Annotated in this window: 19 protein-coding genes and 1 riboswitch; of the genes, 8 read left to right on the top strand and 11 right to left on the bottom strand. The window is 68.2% G+C overall.

What is annotated here, in order from left to right:
• Positions 1 to 3 precede the first annotated feature (3 nt).
• A riboswitch (guanidine-III (ykkC-III) riboswitch) is annotated at positions 4 to 70 on the bottom strand.
• 70 nt (positions 71 to 140) lie between these two features.
• Positions 141 to 761, bottom strand: coding sequence for a HutD/Ves family protein (locus ABIE00_RS00635; protein WP_354255403.1), 621 nt, complete (start codon positions 759 to 761; stop codon positions 141 to 143).
• A gap of 104 nt (positions 762 to 865) precedes the next feature.
• Here ABIE00_RS00635 and ABIE00_RS00640 point away from each other — a divergent pair, with 104 nt between their 5' ends.
• From ABIE00_RS00640 to ABIE00_RS00650, 3 genes are read left to right on the top strand one after another with little or no spacing between them, the layout of a single operon-like run.
• Positions 866 to 1,462: a phosphoribosylanthranilate isomerase gene (locus tag ABIE00_RS00640; RefSeq protein ID WP_354255406.1), complete on the top strand. Its 597-nt coding sequence runs from the start codon at positions 866 to 868 to the stop codon at positions 1,460 to 1,462.
• A 22-nt stretch (positions 1,463 to 1,484) separates the two neighbouring features.
• Positions 1,485 to 2,687: an MFS transporter gene (locus tag ABIE00_RS00645; RefSeq protein WP_354255409.1), complete on the top strand. Its 1,203-nt coding sequence runs from the start codon at positions 1,485 to 1,487 to the stop codon at positions 2,685 to 2,687.
• Between the two features lie 59 nt (positions 2,688 to 2,746).
• Positions 2,747 to 3,148, top strand: a complete 402-nt coding sequence (locus tag ABIE00_RS00650; RefSeq protein ID WP_354255411.1) for a YccF domain-containing protein — start codon at positions 2,747 to 2,749, stop codon at positions 3,146 to 3,148.
• A 24-nt stretch (positions 3,149 to 3,172) separates the two neighbouring features.
• Here ABIE00_RS00650 and ABIE00_RS00655 read toward each other — a convergent pair whose 3' ends face one another.
• A complete protein-coding gene (locus ABIE00_RS00655) occupies positions 3,173 to 4,042 on the bottom strand; it encodes a DUF4031 domain-containing protein (RefSeq protein WP_354255414.1) in 870 nt (289 codons plus the stop codon).
• Positions 4,043 to 4,091: 49 nt separating this feature from the next.
• The gene (locus ABIE00_RS00660; RefSeq protein ID WP_354255417.1) at positions 4,092 to 5,183 is read right to left on the bottom strand and encodes a metallophosphoesterase; all 1,092 of its coding nucleotides are present in this window, start codon (positions 5,181 to 5,183) and stop codon (positions 4,092 to 4,094) included.
• Positions 5,184 to 5,392: 209 nt separating this feature from the next.
• On the opposite strand from ABIE00_RS00660, the gene ABIE00_RS00665 reads away from it, so the two are divergent.
• A complete protein-coding gene (locus tag ABIE00_RS00665) occupies positions 5,393 to 6,175 on the top strand; it encodes a S1 family peptidase (RefSeq protein WP_354255420.1) in 783 nt (260 codons plus the stop codon).
• A 3-nt stretch (positions 6,176 to 6,178) separates the two neighbouring features.
• Here the strand turns inward: ABIE00_RS00665 and ABIE00_RS00670 are convergent, their stop codons facing one another.
• Complete coding sequence (locus ABIE00_RS00670) at positions 6,179 to 6,514, bottom strand: YciI family protein (protein ID WP_354255423.1); 336 nt, start codon at positions 6,512 to 6,514, stop codon at positions 6,179 to 6,181.
• Positions 6,515 to 6,758: 244 nt separating this feature from the next.
• Here ABIE00_RS00670 and clpB point away from each other — a divergent pair, with 244 nt between their 5' ends.
• Positions 6,759 to 9,416, top strand: coding sequence for an ATP-dependent chaperone ClpB (gene clpB / locus ABIE00_RS00675; RefSeq protein WP_354255425.1), 2,658 nt, complete (start codon positions 6,759 to 6,761; stop codon positions 9,414 to 9,416).
• 33 nt (positions 9,417 to 9,449) lie between these two features.
• On the opposite strand, the gene ABIE00_RS00680 is transcribed toward clpB, so the two are convergent.
• Positions 9,450 to 10,154: a septum formation family protein gene (locus ABIE00_RS00680; protein WP_354255428.1), complete on the bottom strand. Its 705-nt coding sequence runs from the start codon at positions 10,152 to 10,154 to the stop codon at positions 9,450 to 9,452.
• 264 nt (positions 10,155 to 10,418) lie between these two features.
• Here ABIE00_RS00680 and ABIE00_RS00685 point away from each other — a divergent pair, with 264 nt between their 5' ends.
• Complete coding sequence (locus ABIE00_RS00685; RefSeq protein ID WP_003803040.1) at positions 10,419 to 10,652, top strand: DUF3073 domain-containing protein; 234 nt, start codon at positions 10,419 to 10,421, stop codon at positions 10,650 to 10,652.
• Positions 10,653 to 11,016: 364 nt separating this feature from the next.
• The gene (locus ABIE00_RS00690) at positions 11,017 to 11,802 is read left to right on the top strand and encodes a VOC family protein (protein ID WP_354255431.1); all 786 of its coding nucleotides are present in this window, start codon (positions 11,017 to 11,019) and stop codon (positions 11,800 to 11,802) included.
• Between the two features lie 72 nt (positions 11,803 to 11,874).
• Here the strand turns inward: ABIE00_RS00690 and purM are convergent, their stop codons facing one another.
• The 6 genes from purM to uraD are packed head-to-tail and all read right to left on the bottom strand — an operon-like array spanning position 11,875 to position 16,987.
• Positions 11,875 to 13,038 (bottom strand): phosphoribosylformylglycinamidine cyclo-ligase, encoded by a 1,164-nt coding sequence (gene purM, locus ABIE00_RS00695; RefSeq protein ID WP_354255434.1) that lies wholly within the window; start codon positions 13,036 to 13,038, stop codon positions 11,875 to 11,877.
• Positions 13,038 to 14,771: an amidophosphoribosyltransferase gene (gene purF, locus ABIE00_RS00700; protein ID WP_354255437.1), complete on the bottom strand. Its 1,734-nt coding sequence runs from the start codon at positions 14,769 to 14,771 to the stop codon at positions 13,038 to 13,040. Before purF ends, purM begins: the two co-directional genes overlap by 1 nt.
• 47 nt (positions 14,772 to 14,818) lie before the next feature.
• Complete coding sequence (locus ABIE00_RS00705) at positions 14,819 to 15,229, bottom strand: hypothetical protein (protein WP_354255439.1); 411 nt, start codon at positions 15,227 to 15,229, stop codon at positions 14,819 to 14,821.
• A gap of 59 nt (positions 15,230 to 15,288) precedes the next feature.
• Positions 15,289 to 16,143 carry a fumarylacetoacetate hydrolase family protein gene (locus ABIE00_RS00710; protein WP_354255442.1) on the bottom strand — a complete coding sequence of 285 codons (855 nt, stop codon included), beginning with the start codon at positions 16,141 to 16,143 and terminating at the stop codon, positions 15,289 to 15,291.
• An 11-nt stretch (positions 16,144 to 16,154) separates the two neighbouring features.
• Entirely contained in the window at positions 16,155 to 16,493 is a 339-nt protein-coding gene (uraH, locus tag ABIE00_RS00715) for a hydroxyisourate hydrolase (RefSeq protein ID WP_354255445.1), read from the bottom strand.
• Positions 16,490 to 16,987: a 2-oxo-4-hydroxy-4-carboxy-5-ureidoimidazoline decarboxylase gene (uraD, locus tag ABIE00_RS00720; RefSeq protein ID WP_331574244.1), complete on the bottom strand. Its 498-nt coding sequence runs from the start codon at positions 16,985 to 16,987 to the stop codon at positions 16,490 to 16,492. The genes uraH and uraD overlap by 4 nt, the downstream gene beginning before the upstream one ends.
• A 413-nt stretch (positions 16,988 to 17,400) precedes the next feature.
• On the opposite strand from uraD, the gene ABIE00_RS00725 reads away from it, so the two are divergent.
• On the top strand, positions 17,401 to 18,084 hold the full coding sequence (locus ABIE00_RS00725) for a response regulator transcription factor (RefSeq protein WP_354255449.1): 684 nt from the start codon (positions 17,401 to 17,403) through the stop codon (positions 18,082 to 18,084).
• Positions 18,085 to 18,104: the final 20 nt, after the last annotated feature.

Here is an 18,104-nt window from a genome sequence, read left to right on the forward strand (position 1 = left end):
TCCTTTGGCCAGTCTTGTCGCGCACCGGGTACTGAACCGTCGTCCGGAGGTCCGGGGAGGGGACCTAGGCTTTTACCCTAGCAACGCCCGACGGCGGGTGCCACCGTTGGTGGCAAAACTCACCGGTAATGTGGCCCGGGTTAGCCGGTTACCGGATCGATGGACACCACGGCCAGGAACCCGCGGCCCAGGATTTCCGGCGGTTGGCTGTCCGAGCCCACCACTGCGTCGTAGCGGCCGAGCGGGACGGGCGTGCTGTCCGCCCCGGCGCTTCCCGGGCTGGCGGCCCTTCCCGGACTGACCGTTGCCTGTCCCTGCAGCAGGATGCCCAGCTGGCCCTCGAACACGGGATGGGCCCGCTTCTTGGACAGCTCGATGATCGAGGTGTACGCCTTGAAGGCCCCCTCCCGGGCAATGACATTAAGGTTTCGGACATTCCCGGTGGGCAGGGCGGACGAGGAGGCCGCGCCGCCGGGAAAGCGGAACGGCCGGTATTTTTCGAGCGGATGCTCGGTGCCGTCCACGGCCAGCAACAGCAGTTCGCCCTCGACCACGGTCAGCACCCGTTCCATCCCCGGAAAGGCGGAGTACTCCCCGGCGCTGGTGACGTCGGCGATGCTGACCCGCCAGTCCCACGCCCCGTCTTCAGATGCAGCAGTGCCGGCCGAAGCGCCCCCGCTGCGGCTGGCAAGCTCGCGGGTGACCCCGCCGCCGTTGCGCCAGGGCTGGGGTTTGAGGTCGGCGAAGCGGATAATCTCCATCAGCCCAGCCTATCCGCGCGTTGCCCCGCTCTCCCTCCCCGCGTAAAGTCGGCGACGGATCGCTGCGGTCGAGGGCGATGCTTTCAACACAAAGGAGCCGGTGAATGTTCGTCAAAGTCTGCGGCCTGAGCACGCCTGAATCTGTCCGGGAAGCCGTGGAAGCCGGCGCGGACGCCGTCGGCTTTGTCCTGACGGCCAGCCCCCGCGTCGTATCGCCCGCGCAGGTCACCAAGCTCGCTGAGGGAGTGCCCGACGGCGTGGCCGCCGTCGGCGTCTTCCGCTCCGAACCGGCCGCCGACGCGGTGGCCATCGCCCGGGCGGCCGGGCTGGACTGGATCCAGCTCCACGGTGAGCGCACACCTGATGACGTAAAAACAGCGCACGACGCCGGCATGAAGGTCATCCGCGCCGTCACCATGGGTGCCGGACCGGACGCATTTGCCGACTGGGGCGAGGACCTGTTGCTCGTCGACGCCGCAGTTCCCGGTTCCGGCGAGGCCTGGGACTACGGTTCCGTGCGTGACAAAGGCCTGGCGGGACGGCAGTGGCTCCTGGCCGGCGGCCTGGACCCCGCCAACGTGTCGAAGGCCGCCAGCGATGCCGGGGCATGGGGCGTGGACGTCTCCTCCGGCGTCGAGCAAAGCAGGGGAGTGAAGGACCTGGCCAAGATCAGGGCGTTCGTGGCGGCGGCTAAAGGCTGACCGCCATGACCCGGTCAATGCCGTGACTCCGTCCGTAACGGACCGCGGCGCCAGGACGCCCGCGGCTCCTCTGTACGCCGCCGGATTCGTGACCGCGTTCGGCGCGCACAGCATTGCCGCCGGCTTGGGCGCCCAGAGCGGCAACATCGGCCTGACCCTGCTGAACCTGGGAATCCTGCTGGCCGTCTACGACCTCTCCGAGGTGTTCCTCAAGCCTGTCTTTGGCGCGCTGAGCGACCGGATCGGGGCCAAGCCTGTCATCGTCGGCGGACTCATCGGCTTCGCCGTCCTGTCCCTGATCGGCCTGTGGGCCGCCAATCCGCTGCTGCTGGGCCTCGCCCGCCTGGGCCAGGGTGCCGCCGCCTCGGCGTTCTCCCCGGCGTCCTCGGCCATGGTGGCCCGGCTCTCGGCCGGGAAGAACGCCGGGACCTTCTTCGGCAGGTACGGGTCCTGGAAGAGCCTCGGGTACGTGATCGGCCCGCTGCTCGGTGCCGGGCTGATTGCCGCCGGCGGCTTCGCGCTGCTGTTCGGGGCGTTGTCGGCGCTTGCCGCGGCCACCGCCGTGTGGGTCCTTCTGGCCGTGCCGCACCTGCCGCCGCTCCCGCGCCAGCGGTACACCGTGCTGGACCTGGCACGGCAGGTTGCCGAGCGCAGGTTCCTGGTGCCCACTTTGGTGCTGGCCGCCTCGATGGGCGCCATGGGCGCCGCGATCGGTTTCCTCCCTGCCCTGGCCGTGCAACATGGCCTGGATCCGGTGGCGGGCACTGCCGCCGTCAGTGTCCTGGCCGTCGCCTCGCTGCTGGTCCAGCCGCGGATCGGAGCCATGCGCGACATGCACCGCATTGGCGACGCCGGGGGGATGCGCACGGGCCTGCTGCTCACCGCTGCCGGGGTGGGCCTCGTGGCGGCAGCACCGGGACCGGTCACCATCTTCATCGCCGCGGCGGTGATCGGCGCCGGCGTCGGCGCGGCCACCCCGCTGGGCTTTGCGCATCTGGCGGACAGCACGCCGAAGGAAAGGATGGGGCGGACCATGGGCTCGGCCGAGCTCGGACGCGAACTCGGCGACGCCGGCGCCCCGCTCCTGGTGGGTGCCATCGCCACCGCCGCCTCACTCCCGCTGGGTCTGGGGCTGCTGGCGCTGATGGTCGCCGCCGCGGGCGTCCCGCGCCTCGGTGCAAGGGCGGCTGTTCGCCAGGACGAAAGTCCGCAGGCTGAAGGTTAAGGGTTAAATCAGGGCAGATCCCGAGCCACTTCGGCCTCCGCGACCGGCAGAATGGACGGATGAAGACACTCCTGAACATCATCTGGCTGGTTTTCGGCGGCTTGTGGCTGGCGCTCGGTTACTTCGCCGCCGGCATCATCTGCTGCCTGCTCATCGTGACCATCCCGTGGGGCATCGCCTCCTTCCGGATCGCGTCCTACACCCTGTGGCCATTCGGGCGGATGGTGGTGGACAAGCCGGGCGGAAACGGCGTGTTTTCGCTGCTCGGCAACGTGATCTGGCTGCTGGTGGCCGGCATCTGGATCGCGGTCGGACACGTGGTCACCGCAGTCGCCATGGCCCTGACCATCATCGGCATCCCGCTGGCCATCGCCAACCTGAAGCTGATCCCGGTTTCGCTGATGCCGCTGGGCAAGCAGATCGTGCCCACGGACAGGCCGTTCATCACCGCCTACCGCTGACCCACAACTTCCGGCCGGCGCCGGTCACGCCAGTTCGCCCTGCAGGTTTCGGCGGGCGGCGTCCAGCCAGAGCTTGCGGGCCCGTTCGGTATGGAAGAGAGGGTCCAGCGCCAGCAGCTGGCGGACGACGGCGGCCCTTCCGGCCGCGAAATCGGCGTCGCCGATGTGCGCATAATCTTCCCGGACGGCAGCAACGTACCGGGCGTAGGGCTCCGGTTCCCCGCCCAGAACCGACAGGTCGGCATCGCAGAGGAGGGCGCCGTCGTCGTCCCCTGCCTCCGGCCGGTGATCAGAGGTGAGCCGGACCAGCCGCGCCACCTCCTCGACGTCGGCCGGCGGGAGACCGGCCTGGGCGAGCCGGAGCTCGGCGAGCCGGGCGGATTCCTCCTCGTCCTGGCCCGCCACACCCCGGTAGACGGCGTCATGGAACCACGCCGCCAGGACCACGGTACGCGGCGGCCGGGCAGGTTCGGTGAGCAGGTCCAGGGCCTCCAGCACGGCGAGCAGGTGGGTGCAGCCGTGATACCTGCGGTGGCCCTCGCTCCAGCGGTCCAGCAGGTCCAGGAACAGGGCGTCATGGCCCGGCATCACCGTGTTCCAGCGGTTGAGCAGGGGAGTCTTGAGGGACTTCGTGCGGCTGCGGGCCGGGATCCGGAGCCCGCTGGCGATGAGTTTCCGGACCAGGACCCGCGCCTCCACCGGGACGGCGCCCGCGGTCACCAGATCGTCATAGCGGCGCTGCGGCACGTCGTAGTGGTCGCCGTCGAAAGCCCGCTCAGGGATGCCCACGGCAGCGGCGAAGGCGTGGAGTTCCGTCAGGGACGTGTCCGAAATCAGGTGCGAAAACAGTGTGTCGTGGGCAGGCCAAAGCGGCGGATCGAGGTAGACGGCCATGGGGAGATTCTAAGCGCAGGACGGCATTGCCTGCTGAGGGCCGTGGAGACTACCTATGTCCGATCTCGAAGCTGTCCGTGAAGGTGTAGCCGTCCGCGGGAACGAACCGTGCTGACAGCCGGTCCCGAGTGACCGTCACGTCGAGGGTGCCGAGGGCGGCGTCGCGGTTTTTTCCTGACCAGGCAGCAAAGTAGGGGGACTCGGGGTCCTCGCCGTTGACGTCATAAAGCCCCACGCCGCCGGTACCCACGGTGGCGAACACGGTTCCGGCACCCTGAACCATGGCGTTGTCAGCGTCGGCGAGGCAGCCTCCGGAAAAGCTGTCCGGCACCAGCACCGGGCAATCCTGGCGCCGCCCCAACTGATGGCTCCGCTGGTAAATGTGGTCGTGACCCGTCAGCACCAGGTCCGCCTTCTTGTCGACGAGCAGGTTGGTGAAGTCACGCCCGGCCTGGCAGCCGTACTTGCCCACGCTCAGGCACGGTGTGTGCATGCCGACGACGGTCCATGGGATCTTCTTGGTCCTCGCCCCGTCCAGGGCGGCTGCTGTCCACCGCCAGCGCTCGCTGTCCGGGGAGTAGTCCAGGGTGTTGCCGTCGTGGAACTCGATGCCGGGGGACACCATGATGAAGCGCACCAGCGGGTTCTGTTCCGGATAATCCGCGTACCACTGGACTCCGTATTCGCCCTGGAGTCCCGGCAGCCTGTTGGGCAGGCACTGGACGATGTTGGCGATGTCGCCGTCGTGGCCGTCGCTCTCGTGGTTTCCCGTCACCACCTGGTAGGGGAAGTCTCCGCCCAGCTTGCTGGTGACCATGTCACAGAACTCCTGCTCGCGGCCTGCCTCGTACGAGAAGTCTCCGAGGGCCAGGTTGAGCTCAGGATGAAGGCCGTTGACTGTGTCAAGCACCTTTCGTGCTCCCGTGCCCAGCCCGATGTCACCCTGGGCCGTGAAGTGGACGGCGGGCGCGGCGTTCCCCGGCCGGGTGGTCCCGGCCGGGGAAGAGGTTTCCACGGGGCTGGACGGCCTTCCCGACGGCGGCGCGGGCGGACCGGCCTGGCAGGCGGTGAGCAGCAGCGCCAGCGAGAGAACGGCCGGAGCCACGCCGGACCATGTCCGCTGTTTAGACAGTCCAGTCATGATCCCTCACACCGCGGAGCTGAGCCTGATGCCGCTGCAGGCTGGGACAGTAATACTGCTAGGTCCTCAGGGTAATGCCCGCAGTGCCCCCAGACCATAAGCCGGCCTGCCGCATGACAGTGACAAGCATTGCAATGAATATGACAAATCATGTCAATCACCGTACGCTCGCAGTCGGACCTCTCGCCCCCAACGCTAAGGACCCCACGTTGAAGATCGCGAAAATCCTGGCCACGGCCGCGGCCGGTGCAGCGCTGCTGGCTCCCGTTCTCTCCGCCCAGTCCGCCCGGGCAGTTGTGGCCGCGGATGCGCCGGCGCCCCATGGCGACGGCACGTTCAGCAGGGACATTGCAGGCGGCAGCACCACCACAGTTTCAGCCGCCCCCTTCGTGGCGCAAGTTTCCTTCGATTCCGCAGGTACCAGCGTCGGGTGTACCGGGAGCCTGATCGCGGCCAGTTGGGTCGTCACGGCCAAGCACTGCAACTCGACGAGCCTGAGGTCGGTGCGGCTGGGCACCGGCTACCTCGGGGCCGGGGGCGCCGTCCGTTCGGTTACCAGGCGCTATCCCGCCCCGGCCGGCGATGTCCTGCTGCTGAAGCTGGCCACGCCGTACTACGGCTCCTACGTTGGCCTGTCCAGTTCCTTTCCCACCACCGGAACGCCCGCGAAGGTGTATGGCTGGGGTTATCAGTCAGAGGGGTCCGGTGCCATGTCCTACTACCTGAAGGCGGCGGACGTCTCGGTGGTCTGGCAGGGCGTGGACAGCTATGGCGGCCCGTCTGTCCGGACGCGGTCCGAGAGTGGCCACACGCTGAACGGCGACTCGGGCGGGCCGCTGATTGTGAACGGCAAACTGGCGGGCGTGCTGTCGACGTCGGACATCCTGCCGGCCCGGAACCCTGCGAACTACACCGGCTACTTCAATGACCACGCCTCTGTGGTCCGCAACCTCGCCTGGATCACCAGCGTCTCGGGGATCCGGGGCTCCTAGCGGCTACATTCCTGGCAAATCGAGGGTCTCGTACACCTGGATGCTGGCGCCGGGCATCATGAGGTGGGGGTGCCCATCAAGAAGGGCCAGGGCGCCGTCCATGTCCTCGGCCTGCAGGATGCCGTAGCCCCCCACGCTCGTGTTCGTGTCCGTGGCGCCCGTCTGCGTCAATTCCTTGCCGGCGCCCAGGGGCTGGCCCATGTCGACGATGCCGCTGCCGGCCCGGGACGCCCACTCCATCCAGGCCTTCATGCCCTCCTGCGCGGCTTCGGGGGAACTCTCCGCCATCTGGGATTGTGCCGACTGCGGTGCGTTGTAAAGAACTACAAACTTCTTCATTGCCGGTCCTGTCTCTGGGGGTGGTCTAGGGACTAGTTTCTTTGGGCTGGCGCCAGCAGCCACAGATCGATCCTAGGGGGATTCGGCCAGTGGCGATACAGTTCAAGGGCCACCGTTCACGGAAAATTCGCCCGCCCGCCAGAGGGCATTTCGCTGTGGGAAAACTTGGCCGGGAAGGCGTGAAAAAGCAAAGTTGAGCGTAGTAGACTCAACTTCGCTAAACCGTTTTCGAAAGGAGCTCTCTTTGGACGTCAAATTCACCACCAAGAGCCAGGAGGCTCTTTCGGCTGCCGCCATGAACGCCTCCACGGCCGGGAACCCGCAGGTGGAACCCGCCCACCTGCTCAAGGCGCTGATGGATCAGCGGGAGGGCGTCGCCGTCGCCCTCCTCCGCGCCACCGGAACGGACCCGGACGCCGTCAGCGTGCAGGCCAGCACCGCCATCAAAGCCCTTCCCGCCTCGTCCGGAAGCTCGGTCCAGCAGGCCCAGCTGTCCCGGCCCTCCCTGCAGGCGATCCAGAACGCCCAGAACGAGGCCGACAAGCTGGGTGACTCCTTCGTCTCCACCGAGCACCTGCTGCTGGGTCTTTCGGCGGGAAGCGACGGCGTGGGCAGGCTGCTGCGCGATGCCGGCGCGTCCCACGAGGCGCTGGCGGCGGCGCTCCCGGGTGTCCGCGGCGACCGCAAGGTCAACTCACCCGATCCCGAGAACACTTTCCAAGCCCTGGAAAAGTTCGGCACCGACCTCACCGCCGTGGCGCGTTCGGGGAAGCTCGATCCGGTCATCGGCCGCGACAGCGAAATCCGCCGTGTTGTGCAGGTGCTCAGCCGCCGGACCAAGAACAACCCTGTGCTGATCGGCGAGCCCGGCGTCGGCAAGACCGCCGTCGTCGAGGGCCTGGCGCAGCGGATGGTGGCCGGCGACGTGCCGGAAAGCCTCCGCGGCAAGACCCTGATCGCCCTTGACCTGGCCTCCATGGTGGCCGGCGCCAAGTACCGCGGCGAGTTCGAGGAGCGGCTCAAGGCCGTCCTTGAGGAGATCAAAAACTCCGAAGGCCGGATTGTCACATTCATCGACGAGCTGCACACCGTGGTGGGTGCCGGGGCCACTGGCGAAAGTGCCATGGACGCCGGCAACATGCTCAAGCCCATGCTGGCCCGCGGTGAGCTGCGGCTGATCGGTGCCACCACCCTCGACGAATACCGCGAGAACATCGAAAAGGACCCTGCCCTGGAGCGGCGCTTCCAGCAGGTGTACGTCGGGGAGCCCAGCGTGGACGACACCATCGGCATCCTCCGCGGCCTGAAGGAGCGGTACGAGGCCCACCATAAGGTGGCCATCGCCGACTCCGCGCTGGTGGCCGCCGCGACGCTGTCCAACCGCTACATCTCCGGCCGGCAGCTGCCGGACAAGGCGATCGACCTCGTGGACGAGGCCGCCTCCCGGCTGCGCATGGAGATCGACTCCGCCCCGGAGGAGATCGACCAGCTGCGCCGCGCCGTTGACCGGCTCACCATGGAGGAGCTCGCCCTGCAGGGCGAGACGGACGCCGCGTCCGTGGAGCGCCTCGCCGCGCTGCGCGCCGACATGGCGGACAAGAAGGAGCAGCTGGCCGGTCTCAACGCCCGCTGGGAGGCCGAGAAGGCCGGCCTGAACCGGGTGGGCGACCTGAAGGCAAAGCTGGATGAGCTGCGGTCCACTGCGGACAAGGCGCAGCGTGAAGGCGACCTGGAGACGGCGTCCCGGATCCTCTACGGCGAAATTCCTGCCCTGGAACGAGAGCTGAACGCCGCCGCGGAGGCGGAAGCCGCCGTCGCGGACAAGTCCGCGCTGATGGTGGCGGAGGACGTCACCGCCAATGACATCGCCGAGGTCATCTCGGCGTGGACGGGCATCCCGGCCGGCCGCATGCTCCAGGGCGAAAGCCAGAAGCTGCTGCACATGGAGGAGGAGCTCGGCAAGCGGCTGATTGGCCAGTCCAAGGCCGTCACCGTCGTGTCCGACGCCGTCCGGCGCGCACGGGCCGGCATCAGCGACCCCAACCGGCCCACCGGTTCCTTCCTGTTCCTCGGCCCCACCGGCGTCGGCAAAACCGAGCTCGCCAAGGCGCTCGCGGACTTCCTGTTCGACGACGAACGCGCCATGGTGCGGATCGACATGTCCGAGTACAGCGAGAAGCACTCCGTAGCGCGCCTGGTCGGTGCGCCTCCCGGCTACGTCGGTTACGAGGAGGGCGGCCAGCTCACCGAGGCCGTCCGCCGCAGGCCGTACTCCGTGGTGCTGCTGGACGAGGTGGAGAAGGCCCACCCCGAGGTGTTCGACATCCTGCTGCAGGTGCTCGACGACGGCCGCTTGACCGACGGACAGGGCCGCACCGTGGACTTCCGCAACGTGATCCTGGTGCTCACCTCCAACCTGGGCAGCCAGTTCCTCGTGGATCCCACGCTGGATGCGAACGCCAAGCGCAACGCGGTGATGGCCACGGTGAATGCTAGCTTCAAACCGGAGTTCCTGAACCGGCTGGACGAGGTGGTTCTGTTCGATCCGCTGTCAGTTGAGGAGCTCGCCCGCATTGTCGAGCTGCAGGTCGCCGACCTGGCCAAGCGACTGCACGACCGGCGGCTCTCACTCGAGGTCACCGAAGGTGCCCGCTCCTGGCTGGCGATGTCCGGCTTCGACGCGGCGTACGGCGCCCGGCCGCTGCGCCGTCTCGTGCAGCGCGAAATCGGCGACCGGCTGGCCAAGGCCATCCTGGCCGGCGACATCTCCGACGGCGACACCGTCCTGGTGGACACCGCAGCGGATCTCGGGGAACTCACCGTGGAGGGACTGGAGGCACTCTCAGGGCCCGACGGCGGCGCGTCCCTGGGCAGCGGGCTCACCGTCCGCCGCCGGGACTAGGCAGGCGCGACTGGCGGGACGGGAGCAGGGCAGTTACGGGAGCAGGCTTGCCTTGATGATGTTGCCGGACGCGGTGACGTAGCAGTCCACGCGGCGGTCGCCCTTGGCCCAGCTCGCCGTGCTCGGGTAGGCGAGGCGGTAGTTCAGGTTGTAGGCGTTGGACTTCTCCGTCAGGGCGGCCGTCTGGCACGTCTCCCTGGCCCGGGTCTTCAGGGCTTCCCGGCCTGGGTACGCGTCACCGTCGGCGTAATGGGTGACCGACACAAGCTGGGCGGAATGGTCGATGGTGCAGGCAACGATCGTGGACTTGGACGCTTCGGGGTCGAAGTCCTTGAAACAGTCGCCCACACGGAAGTCCAGCGGGCTCACGCCGGCCAGGGGCAGGCTGGGCCGGGGAGACGCGGCCGGCGGGGCGGCGGAGGGCTCCGCCGCTGCCGCCTCTGGCCGGTTGGCAGACTGCAAGGTGGCGGCGGCGAGGAGCGACGTCAGGAGCCACACGAGCAGGCCGCCGACTACCAGCAGCGCGGCAAGAAATCCGGCCTTGAGCAGGGTTTGCCGGGCCTCGGGCCGTGCGAGCCGGGAACGGACCGATCCTGCGAGGCTTTTGAGCCGTGCCGGACCGTCTTGGGCTTCGCTGGGTCGGACTCGTGCCGCCGCGGCTGAGCTCGGCTCGGGCTGCACGGCGACGGCGCGGGCCGGCCCGCGTTCCCCGTCGTGGCTGGGATCGTTGTCACTCATATGGGGCGGCACCCCTTCCTGGCGTTCGCTCGGCGGCGGGCATCAAATGCAGTCGTTCAGGAGACTCTATCGAACAAAAAATCTTTGCGAGCCCCGGATTGCCGCGGAGAAGGGGGCCACGCGGGCCTCCGGAGGCCCGCGTGGCAAGCAGATGCCGCCGAAAGCATGTAATCTAGGGGTACGACAAATTGACCAAACATTCCGGGGCCTCACCGATCGCCAAAGGTGACCACCTCCGGTCCAAGTACAAAAGGGGGTCACGCCATGGGGCGCGGCCGTCAAAAGGCAAAAGCTACCAAGCAGGCTCGGGACATCAAGTACTACTCCCCGAACACCGATTATTCGGCCCTACAGCGTGAGCTCACGGGTCCGGGAAGTCGTGCCACGAGCCATTTCGCGAATGAACCGGTCGAGCCGGACTATTCAGCCTACGTGGATAAGTACGCGGACGATTTGGATGAAGACGACGACGAGGTAGACAGCCGCCGTATCGGTTAGCCGTTCCCGCTGAACTGCCGTCAGGCAATTGGCTGCACGCCGCCGTCGAACACCTCCTGGGTATCTCCCGCATTAGGGTTGCCCGCTTCCCTTCATGACCCGGACTTCTTGTCATAGCCCGATACTTGGCGGCAGGGGAAAGTCCGGTGTCACCACAGTTATCAGGCCCGTTGGGCACGCCACTCTTTGGCGTGCCCAACGGGCCTTTTGGCGTTTCCGGATCCGCCAGCTTCGCCCCGGCCCAGCAGGTGGCTGAGACAGCGGGCAGCCTGGAGCGGCTCGTTGCCTTCACCGGACGGGCGTGCACGCCGGCGCCTAGAAGAATTAGGCTTGAGGGACTTCAGTCAACGAAAGGTACGGAGGCATGGTGCAGCGCAGCGGGTACAGACTCGGAGAGCTCTGCTGGGCGGACGTCCAGACGCCGGATGTGGCTGCGGCCAAGGTCTTCTACGCCGCGGTGTTCGGGTGGCGCTACGAGGACCTGCCCACTCCGGACGGCCGCAGCTACGCGAAGGCCTTCCTGGATGACGACCTCGTGGCGACGGTGGCGCCGCAACCGCAGCAGGGCAACACAAACCAGCCCGCGCACTGGAACGTCTACTTCGCCACGGACGACGCCCGGTCCACCGCGGAGGAAGCCGACCACGCCGGCGGCGCGGTGCAATTCGGGCCGGAGGACATCGGGGACACCGGAACCATGGTGTTCGTGGAGCCGCCGGGCGGCGGCGCCACCGGCGTATGGCAGGCCGGCACCCACCCGGGCAGCGGGCGGCACAACGAGCCCGGTGCCTTCGCCTGGGCCGAGCTGATCACGCCCGAACCGCGGGCCGCGGTCGGATTCTTCCAGCAGCTCTTCGGGCACGACGTGACCGAATATCCGCAGGACGATGGCGGAACCTACACCACGCTGATGGTGGACGGGGCGGAGGTGGCGGGCGTCGCCCCGGCACCCGAGGAAGACGGGGACGACGAAGACGGCAGCCGCGGCTGGCAGGTCTGCTTCGGCGTGTCCAGCGTTAAGGAAGCGGTGCTGTCGGCCGTCGCCGCCGGCGCCGAGGTGCTCGTGGAGCCGGAGTTCGACGACGACGGCGGCACCATCGCCACGCTGAAGGACCCGCAGGGCGGGGTGTTCAGCGTCCTGCAGGTCTAACGCCGACGTCTTTTAAACGCCGAGGGCCCACCATCTGCCGTCCAGGCAGGCGGTGGGCCCTCGATGTTTTAGCTACGCGTAGGCGTTGACCAGCTGGACTGCGCCGCCGTCCACGCCCTTGGCGCCCTGCACGTAGTCCGGGCCGGTCTTGACCACGGCGTCCGAGTCGGCGCTGACGGCGCCCATGATCCAGGACGGCAGTCCGCGCTCGTTGAGGCGGGCCACGGCGGCATCTGCGGCTTCGGCGGACACCACGGCCACCATTCCGACGCCGAGGTTCAGCGTGCGCTCCAGGTCGGGCAGCGGCACCCGGCCCAGTTCGGAGACGAGCTTGAAGATGGCGGGCAGCTCCCAGGTGGACCGGTCAACCGTGGCCACGAGGCCCTGCGGCAGCACGCGGGCCAGGTTGGCTGCCAGGCCGCCGCCGGTGACGTGGCTGAAGCCGTGCACAGCCTTGTCCCCGGTGACCGGGAACGCCCGGGCCAGGTCCAGGCAGTCCGCAGCGTAGACGCGGGTGGGTTCCAGCAGTTCCTCGCCCAGCGTGCGCCCAAGTTCGGAGACCTGGCGGTCCAGGGCCCAGCCGGCGTGGTTGATGACGCGGCGGACCAGCGAGTAGCCGTTGGAGTGCAGGCCGGAGGAGGCCATGCCGATTACCACGTCGCCGGCGCGGACGCGGTCTGGTCCGAGCAGCGCGTCGGCTTCCACGACGCCGGTGGCGGCGCCGGCGACGTCGTACTCGTGCTCGCCCAGCAGGCCGGGGTGCTCGGCGGTTTCGCCGCCCACCAGTGCGGTGCCGGCCACGGAGCAGGCGGCGGCGATGCCGCGGACGATGTCGGCGATGCGCTCCGGAACCACCTTGCCGCAGGCGATGTAGTCGGTCATGTACAGCGGCTCGGCGCCCACCACCACGATGTCGTCAACTACCATGCCCACGAGGTCGTAGCCGATGGTGTCGTGGATGTCCATTGCCTGGGCGATGGCCACCTTGGTGCCCACGCCGTCCGTGGAGGTGGCGAGCAGGGGCTTCTTGTAGGTCAGGAGCTTGGAGACGTCGTACAGGCCTGCGAAACCGCCGACGCCGCCAATCACCGATGCGTTGTGGGTCGCCTTGACGGCGTCCTTCATGAGCTCGACGGCGCGGTCGCCGGCCTCGACGTCCACACCGGCGGCCGCATAGGTGATGCCGGCGTTGTTCTGGGCAGCATTCATGTCAGCAGTGGAGGAAGCGGAAGTCATCAGGACTCTTTCTTGTCAGCGCCGACGGTCGCAGCGTCGTGGTGGAGATCCGGCACGCGGTCGGCGTCGGTGAGCAGGTTCTCGAGCTCGGAATCCGGCCCCGGGTCACAGCCCGTGGCACCCGGCTTCTCCGCGGGGTCCTCGGTCACCGGGATGCTGTCCGGGTTGCCGGGGGTGGCGGCAGCCGGTTCGATGGCCGCTTCGGCGGCGGCGTCGGCTGCCGGGCCAGCCACAGGAGCTGCGCCGGACGCGGCAGGCAGTCCGCCAAGGTCCGTGCGCTCCAGCAGGTTCTTGCCAAGCTTGTCCGCGCCGGGTAGCTCGATGGGGTACTTGCCCGTGAAGCATGCTGTACAGAGCCGTTCGCGGGGCTGCTGGGTGGCGCCGATCATGCCGTCCTCGGAAATGTACGCCAGCGAATCGGCGCCGATGGCCTGGGAGATCTCCTCGATGGTGGCGCCGTTGGCGATCAGCTCTGCCCGGGAGGCGAAGTCGATGCCGTAGAAGCAGGGCCACTGGACCGGCGGGGAGGAAATCTTGACGTGGACGGCGGCGGCGCCGGCCTCGCGGAGCATCCGGACGATGGCACGCTGCGTGTTGCCACGGACGATCGAGTCATCCACCACCACCACGCGCTTGCCGCGGATCACGGACTCCAGGGCGTTGAGCTTCAGCCGGATGCCCAGTTGGCGCAGCGTCTGCGAGGGCTGGATGAAGGTGCGGCCCACGTAGGAGTTCTTGACGAAGCCGTGCGCGAACGGGATGCCGGATTCCTCGGCGTAGCCCACCGCCGCGGGGGTGCCGGATTCGGGGACCGGGATGACGATGTCAGCGGTCTGGGTGTTCTCGCGTGCGAGCTGGCGGCCCATCTCCACGCGGGATTCGTAAACGGACCTGCCGGCGATGGCGGCGTCCGGCCGCGCGAGGTAGACGTATTCGAAAACGCAACCGGCCGGCGTCGGGTCCGCGAAGCGGCGGGACCGCACGCCCTGTTCGTCGATGGCGATGAACTCGCCGGGCTCGATCTCACGGATGAAGCTTGCGCCCACGGTGGCGAGGGCGGACTGCTCGGAGGCAACCACCCAGCCGCGTTCCAGGCGGCCCAGGCAGAGCGGGCGGATGCCGAAGGTGTCGCGGGCCGCGTAGAGCGTGCCCTCGTCCATGAAGACGAAGCAGAAGCCGCCGCGGATCTTGGGGAGCAGTTCGAGGGCGGTCTCCTCGAGGGTCTTGCCCTCTTCGCCTTCGAGCAGCGCCGTCACCAGGGCGGTGTCGGAGGTGTTGCCCTGCTTCATTTCGCCGCTGAGCTGGCCGCCGTTGCGCTCATGGATCATGGCGTTGAGTTCGGCCGTGTTGGTCAGGTTGCCATTGTGCGCCAGGGCCACCGTGCCGGTGGCGGTGGCGCCCAGGGTGGGCTGGGCGTTGGCCCAGTGGCTGGCTCCGGTGGTGGAGTAGCGGCAGTGGCCCACAGCCAGATGCCCGGTCAGGGTGTTAAGCGTGGTCTCGTCGAAGACCTGGGACACGAGGCCCATGTCCTTGTAGACGTTGATCCGCTTGCCGTCGCTGGTGGCTATACCAGCCGACTCCTGTCCGCGGTGCTGCAGTGCGTACAGCCCGTAGTAGGTAAGTTTTGCTACTTCTTCACCTGGTGCCCAGACGCCGAAGACGCCGCAAGCGTCCATCGGGCCTTTTTCGCCAGGGAGAAGATCATGAGAAAGTTTTCCATCGCCGCGTGCCACTGGTTGATTATCTCACGTCATGGGGTAAGGAAATTCCGGCCGACGGATTATGACCGCTGGCCGGGCTCGCCGCCGTCGTCCGCGGTCCGCTCCGGGGCCGGGCCCGGCTCCGGAGCGGGTTCGGTGATTATTTCCACGCCTGCGGCGGGATGTTCCGTTTCCGGGACTGATTCGACGACACCGCGGCGGGCGCGGCGGACGCTGGCCCGGTCCAGGATTAGGGCGGCAATTGCGCCGAGAATCACACCGGCCGCGGCGCAAGGCACCATGAAGAAGCCGTACACGGTCCCGCGGTCGTAACTGGCGTCGCCGGGCAGGGCGTACGCAATGACCGCCGCCGCGGCAAAGCCCACCAGCCCGCCCAGGACCAGGAAGGGGACATACTTGGGGGCGCGCCGGACGGTGATTTCGCGCCGTTCAGGAACCCCGCGTTCGGGGGTGGGCTGGTCGGAAGACATGCCATCTAGCCTACTGTCATCCCGGCCGCCGGCCGGCCTCGGTACACTCGGCCCCGTGTTCAGGCCTGCGCCCCCTGTACCAGCCGCTGCCGCTGTTCGCCCAGGAGCTCCCCGCCGGACAGCCGCATGAGGTCCCCGGCCTGCAGGTACGGGAAGCGGCCGGACAGCGCCACGCCCTCCGGGGTGCCGGTGGTGATGAGGTCCCCCGGTTCCAGCACCAGGTACTGCGAGAGCCGGCGGACCAGTTCGGCCGGTCCAAAGACCATGTCCGCGGTCGTGCTGTCCTGCCGGACCTCGTCATTGACCCAGGAAGCGAGGCGGATATCGTTGGCCTGCACCGCCGTCGAGGGCACCAGCCAGGGCCCCACCGGGTTGAAGGTGGGGCAGGACTTGCCGAGCGACCACTGCGGTCCGGAGTGCTCCAGCTGGTACTCGCGCTCGGAGACGTCGTTGGACAGGACGTAGCCCGCGATGCAGTCCGCCGCTTCGGCGTCGGAGGCCAGGTAGCTGGCGCGCCGGCCGATCACCACGCCCAGCTCCACCTCCCAGTCCACCCGCTGCGCCCCGGGCGGGATGACGACATCGTCGTCGGGGCCGACCACGGTGTTGGGGTGCTTGAAGAAGATGATGGGACGCTCGGGCACGGGCAGGCCGGATTCTGCGGCGTGCGCGGCGTAGTTAAGCCCCACTCCGATCACGGCGCCGGGCCTGGCGATCGGGGCACCGATCCTCTTGCCGTCGACCGTCACACGGGGGAGGCCGCTCAGGTCCAGGTCCTCCAGTTGGCCGGACCAGGCCTGCAGGAAGGTCCCGTCAATGTCCCGGGTGACCGGCCGCAGGTCGTAGGCCTGGCCGTCGTCGTCGATGACCACCGGGACCTCGTTGCCCGCCGGGCCAATGCGCATCAGCCGCATTTTGTCTCCTTTCAGCTGCCGCGGTAGGTGGAGTAGGCGAACGGGCTCAGCAGCAGCGGCACGTGGTAGTGCTCGGTGCCGGTGACCTCGAAGACCAGGTCCACCTCCGGGAAGAACGTTGTGCCGCCCTGCCGGGCGTAGTAGTCGCCGACGGCGAAATTGAGCCGGTAGTTCCCGGGGGCCAGGACCTCCGGTCCCAGGTCCTTCGCGCGGCCGTCGGCATCGGTGGTGCCGCTGCCCAGCTCTGTCCAGCTGCCGCCGTCGTTCGCGTAAAGCACGACGGCGATGCCCGCCGCCGGGCGTCCGGCGCCGGTGTCCAGGACGTGGGTTGTCACGTGGGAGACGCTCATTCGCTGATCACTCCCTCCAGGCGGAGCAGTGCGATTTCCCGCAGCTGCTGCGCGACGATGGCGTCTTCCTGCGCCGGGGTGTTGGCCAGGCGCTCGTTCAGCGCTGCCAGGATTTCGGGCGCGGTGCGGCCGGCGGCGCGGATCAGGAACACCCGGCCGAACTTTTCCTCGTAGGCGCGGTTGCCGCGGGCCAGGGCGTCCGCCACTTCGGTGTCAGCGGGGTCAACGCCTGCCTGTTCGGACCGGGACATGGCGGCCTCGGTGGTCTTTGCGGCGGGGCGTTCGCCGATCCTCGGGTGGTGCGCCATGGCGCCTTCCACCTCCTCCGGGGTGAACGGGGCGGCGGCGGCGCGGGCTCCGTCAAGGAGCTCCTGGCGGGAGGCGAACGGGCGCGCAGCGGCGATCTGGTCCACCCAGCGCGGGACGTCGATGCAGGGACGCAGGACAGCGTCGGCGGCGTCCCTGTCCGCGGCATTGAATTCGGCAAGCTTCACGTTGTGATCCTCAGGCAAATGCTGGCATCCATGGTGACGGCTATGCGGAGGGCCGGATACTCTCCCGGCGATCGCCACCCCCTGGCTCGGAAGTGTCGAGTTCCGCATCATGGAACTGTTATTTCAGCATACGTAATAGTGAAGCGGAGCGGGTCCGTCGGTGTCAAGAGACTACAGCAGGAGTCGGGCTGGGCCGGTGGCAACGCTTCCTCACTTTTCGTCGGGTCGCGCGCAACGCTTCCTCGCTCGGTGCGGAAGGGTTTGGTTTTCTCTGCAGGATCCGAGGAAGGGTTGGGGGAGGTATGGGGTGGTGGGGCCCTCCGGGGTCCAAGAATTGTCGAAGTTCTGAGAAGTACGCTGTCCATGCCGTGGCTATCCGCTGCGGCACCGCTCCGGCCGGAAGATAATCGGGTATGCAGATCCTGGTGGTTGAAGACGACGAATCCGTGGCCGCCGGCGTGCTGGAGGGCCTGACCAGGGCCGGCTTCCAGGCCCGGCATGTCGCCGACGGGGCGGGAGCGCTCGCCGAGATCCGGTCCTCCAGCCCTGACTTCGTGCTCCTTGACCTGGGGCTGCCGGACATGGACGGCACGGACGTCTGCCGCTCCATCCGCTCGCTGACCATGACGCCCATCATCGTCGTCAGTGCCCGCGATGAGGAGATCGACCGGGTGCTGGCCCTGGAGTTGGGCGCGGACGATTACCTGGTGAAGCCGTTCGGCATGCGCGAACTCATCGCCCGGATCCGGGCCGTGGCCCGGCGCACGGCCGAGCCCCAGTCCGGGACAGCCACACCGGCCGACGGCACCCGCGTAATCGGCACGCTGAGCATCGACCAGCGCTCGCGCCGGGTCCTGGTGGGCGGCAGTGAAATCCACCTCACCGCCAAGGAGTTCGAGCTCCTCTATTACCTGGCAGAGGACCCCGGTGCCGTGTGCCAGCGCAGCGACATCCTCCGCGCCGTGTGGGACGGCACCTGGTACGGAACCACCAAGACCCTGGACGCGCACGTGGCTGCAATCCGGAAAAAGCTCGGCGACCCCCGCTGGATCGAGGCGGTGCGCGGCGTCGGATTCAGGCTGGACGTGCCCGGGTGAGGTGGCGGCTGATTGGCGCG

This window comes from Arthrobacter sp. OAP107 (assembly GCF_040546765.1).
In the GTDB taxonomy this organism is placed as follows: domain Bacteria; phylum Actinomycetota; class Actinomycetes; order Actinomycetales; family Micrococcaceae; genus Arthrobacter.

Excerpts from the sequence above, each read along its gene's own strand:
- ABIE00_RS00660 (WP_354255417.1), bottom strand. The coding sequence starts at position 5,183 with ATGACTGGACTGTCTAAACAGCGGACATGGTCCGGCGTGGCTCCGGCC.
- ABIE00_RS00640 (WP_354255406.1), top strand. The coding sequence starts at position 866 with ATGTTCGTCAAAGTCTGCGGCCTGAGCACGCCTGAATCTGTCCGGGAA.
- uraH (WP_354255445.1), bottom strand. The coding sequence starts at position 16,493 with ATGAGCGTCTCCCACGTGACAACCCACGTCCTGGACACCGGCGCCGGA.
- ABIE00_RS00680 (WP_354255428.1), bottom strand. The coding sequence starts at position 10,154 with ATGAGTGACAACGATCCCAGCCACGACGGGGAACGCGGGCCGGCCCGC.
- ABIE00_RS00685 (WP_003803040.1), top strand. The coding sequence starts at position 10,419 with ATGGGGCGCGGCCGTCAAAAGGCAAAAGCTACCAAGCAGGCTCGGGAC.
- ABIE00_RS00650 (WP_354255411.1), top strand. The coding sequence starts at position 2,747 with ATGAAGACACTCCTGAACATCATCTGGCTGGTTTTCGGCGGCTTGTGG.
- ABIE00_RS00710 (WP_354255442.1), bottom strand. The coding sequence starts at position 16,143 with ATGCGGCTGATGCGCATTGGCCCGGCGGGCAACGAGGTCCCGGTGGTC.
- ABIE00_RS00655 (WP_354255414.1), bottom strand. The coding sequence starts at position 4,042 with ATGGCCGTCTACCTCGATCCGCCGCTTTGGCCTGCCCACGACACACTG.
- ABIE00_RS00705 (WP_354255439.1), bottom strand. The coding sequence starts at position 15,229 with ATGTCTTCCGACCAGCCCACCCCCGAACGCGGGGTTCCTGAACGGCGC.
- ABIE00_RS00670 (WP_354255423.1), bottom strand. The coding sequence starts at position 6,514 with ATGAAGAAGTTTGTAGTTCTTTACAACGCACCGCAGTCGGCACAATCC.
- ABIE00_RS00635 (WP_354255403.1), bottom strand. The coding sequence starts at position 761 with ATGGAGATTATCCGCTTCGCCGACCTCAAACCCCAGCCCTGGCGCAAC.
- ABIE00_RS00725 (WP_354255449.1), top strand. The coding sequence starts at position 17,401 with ATGCAGATCCTGGTGGTTGAAGACGACGAATCCGTGGCCGCCGGCGTG.
- ABIE00_RS00690 (WP_354255431.1), top strand. The coding sequence starts at position 11,017 with ATGGTGCAGCGCAGCGGGTACAGACTCGGAGAGCTCTGCTGGGCGGAC.
- purM (WP_354255434.1), bottom strand. The coding sequence starts at position 13,038 with ATGACTTCCGCTTCCTCCACTGCTGACATGAATGCTGCCCAGAACAAC.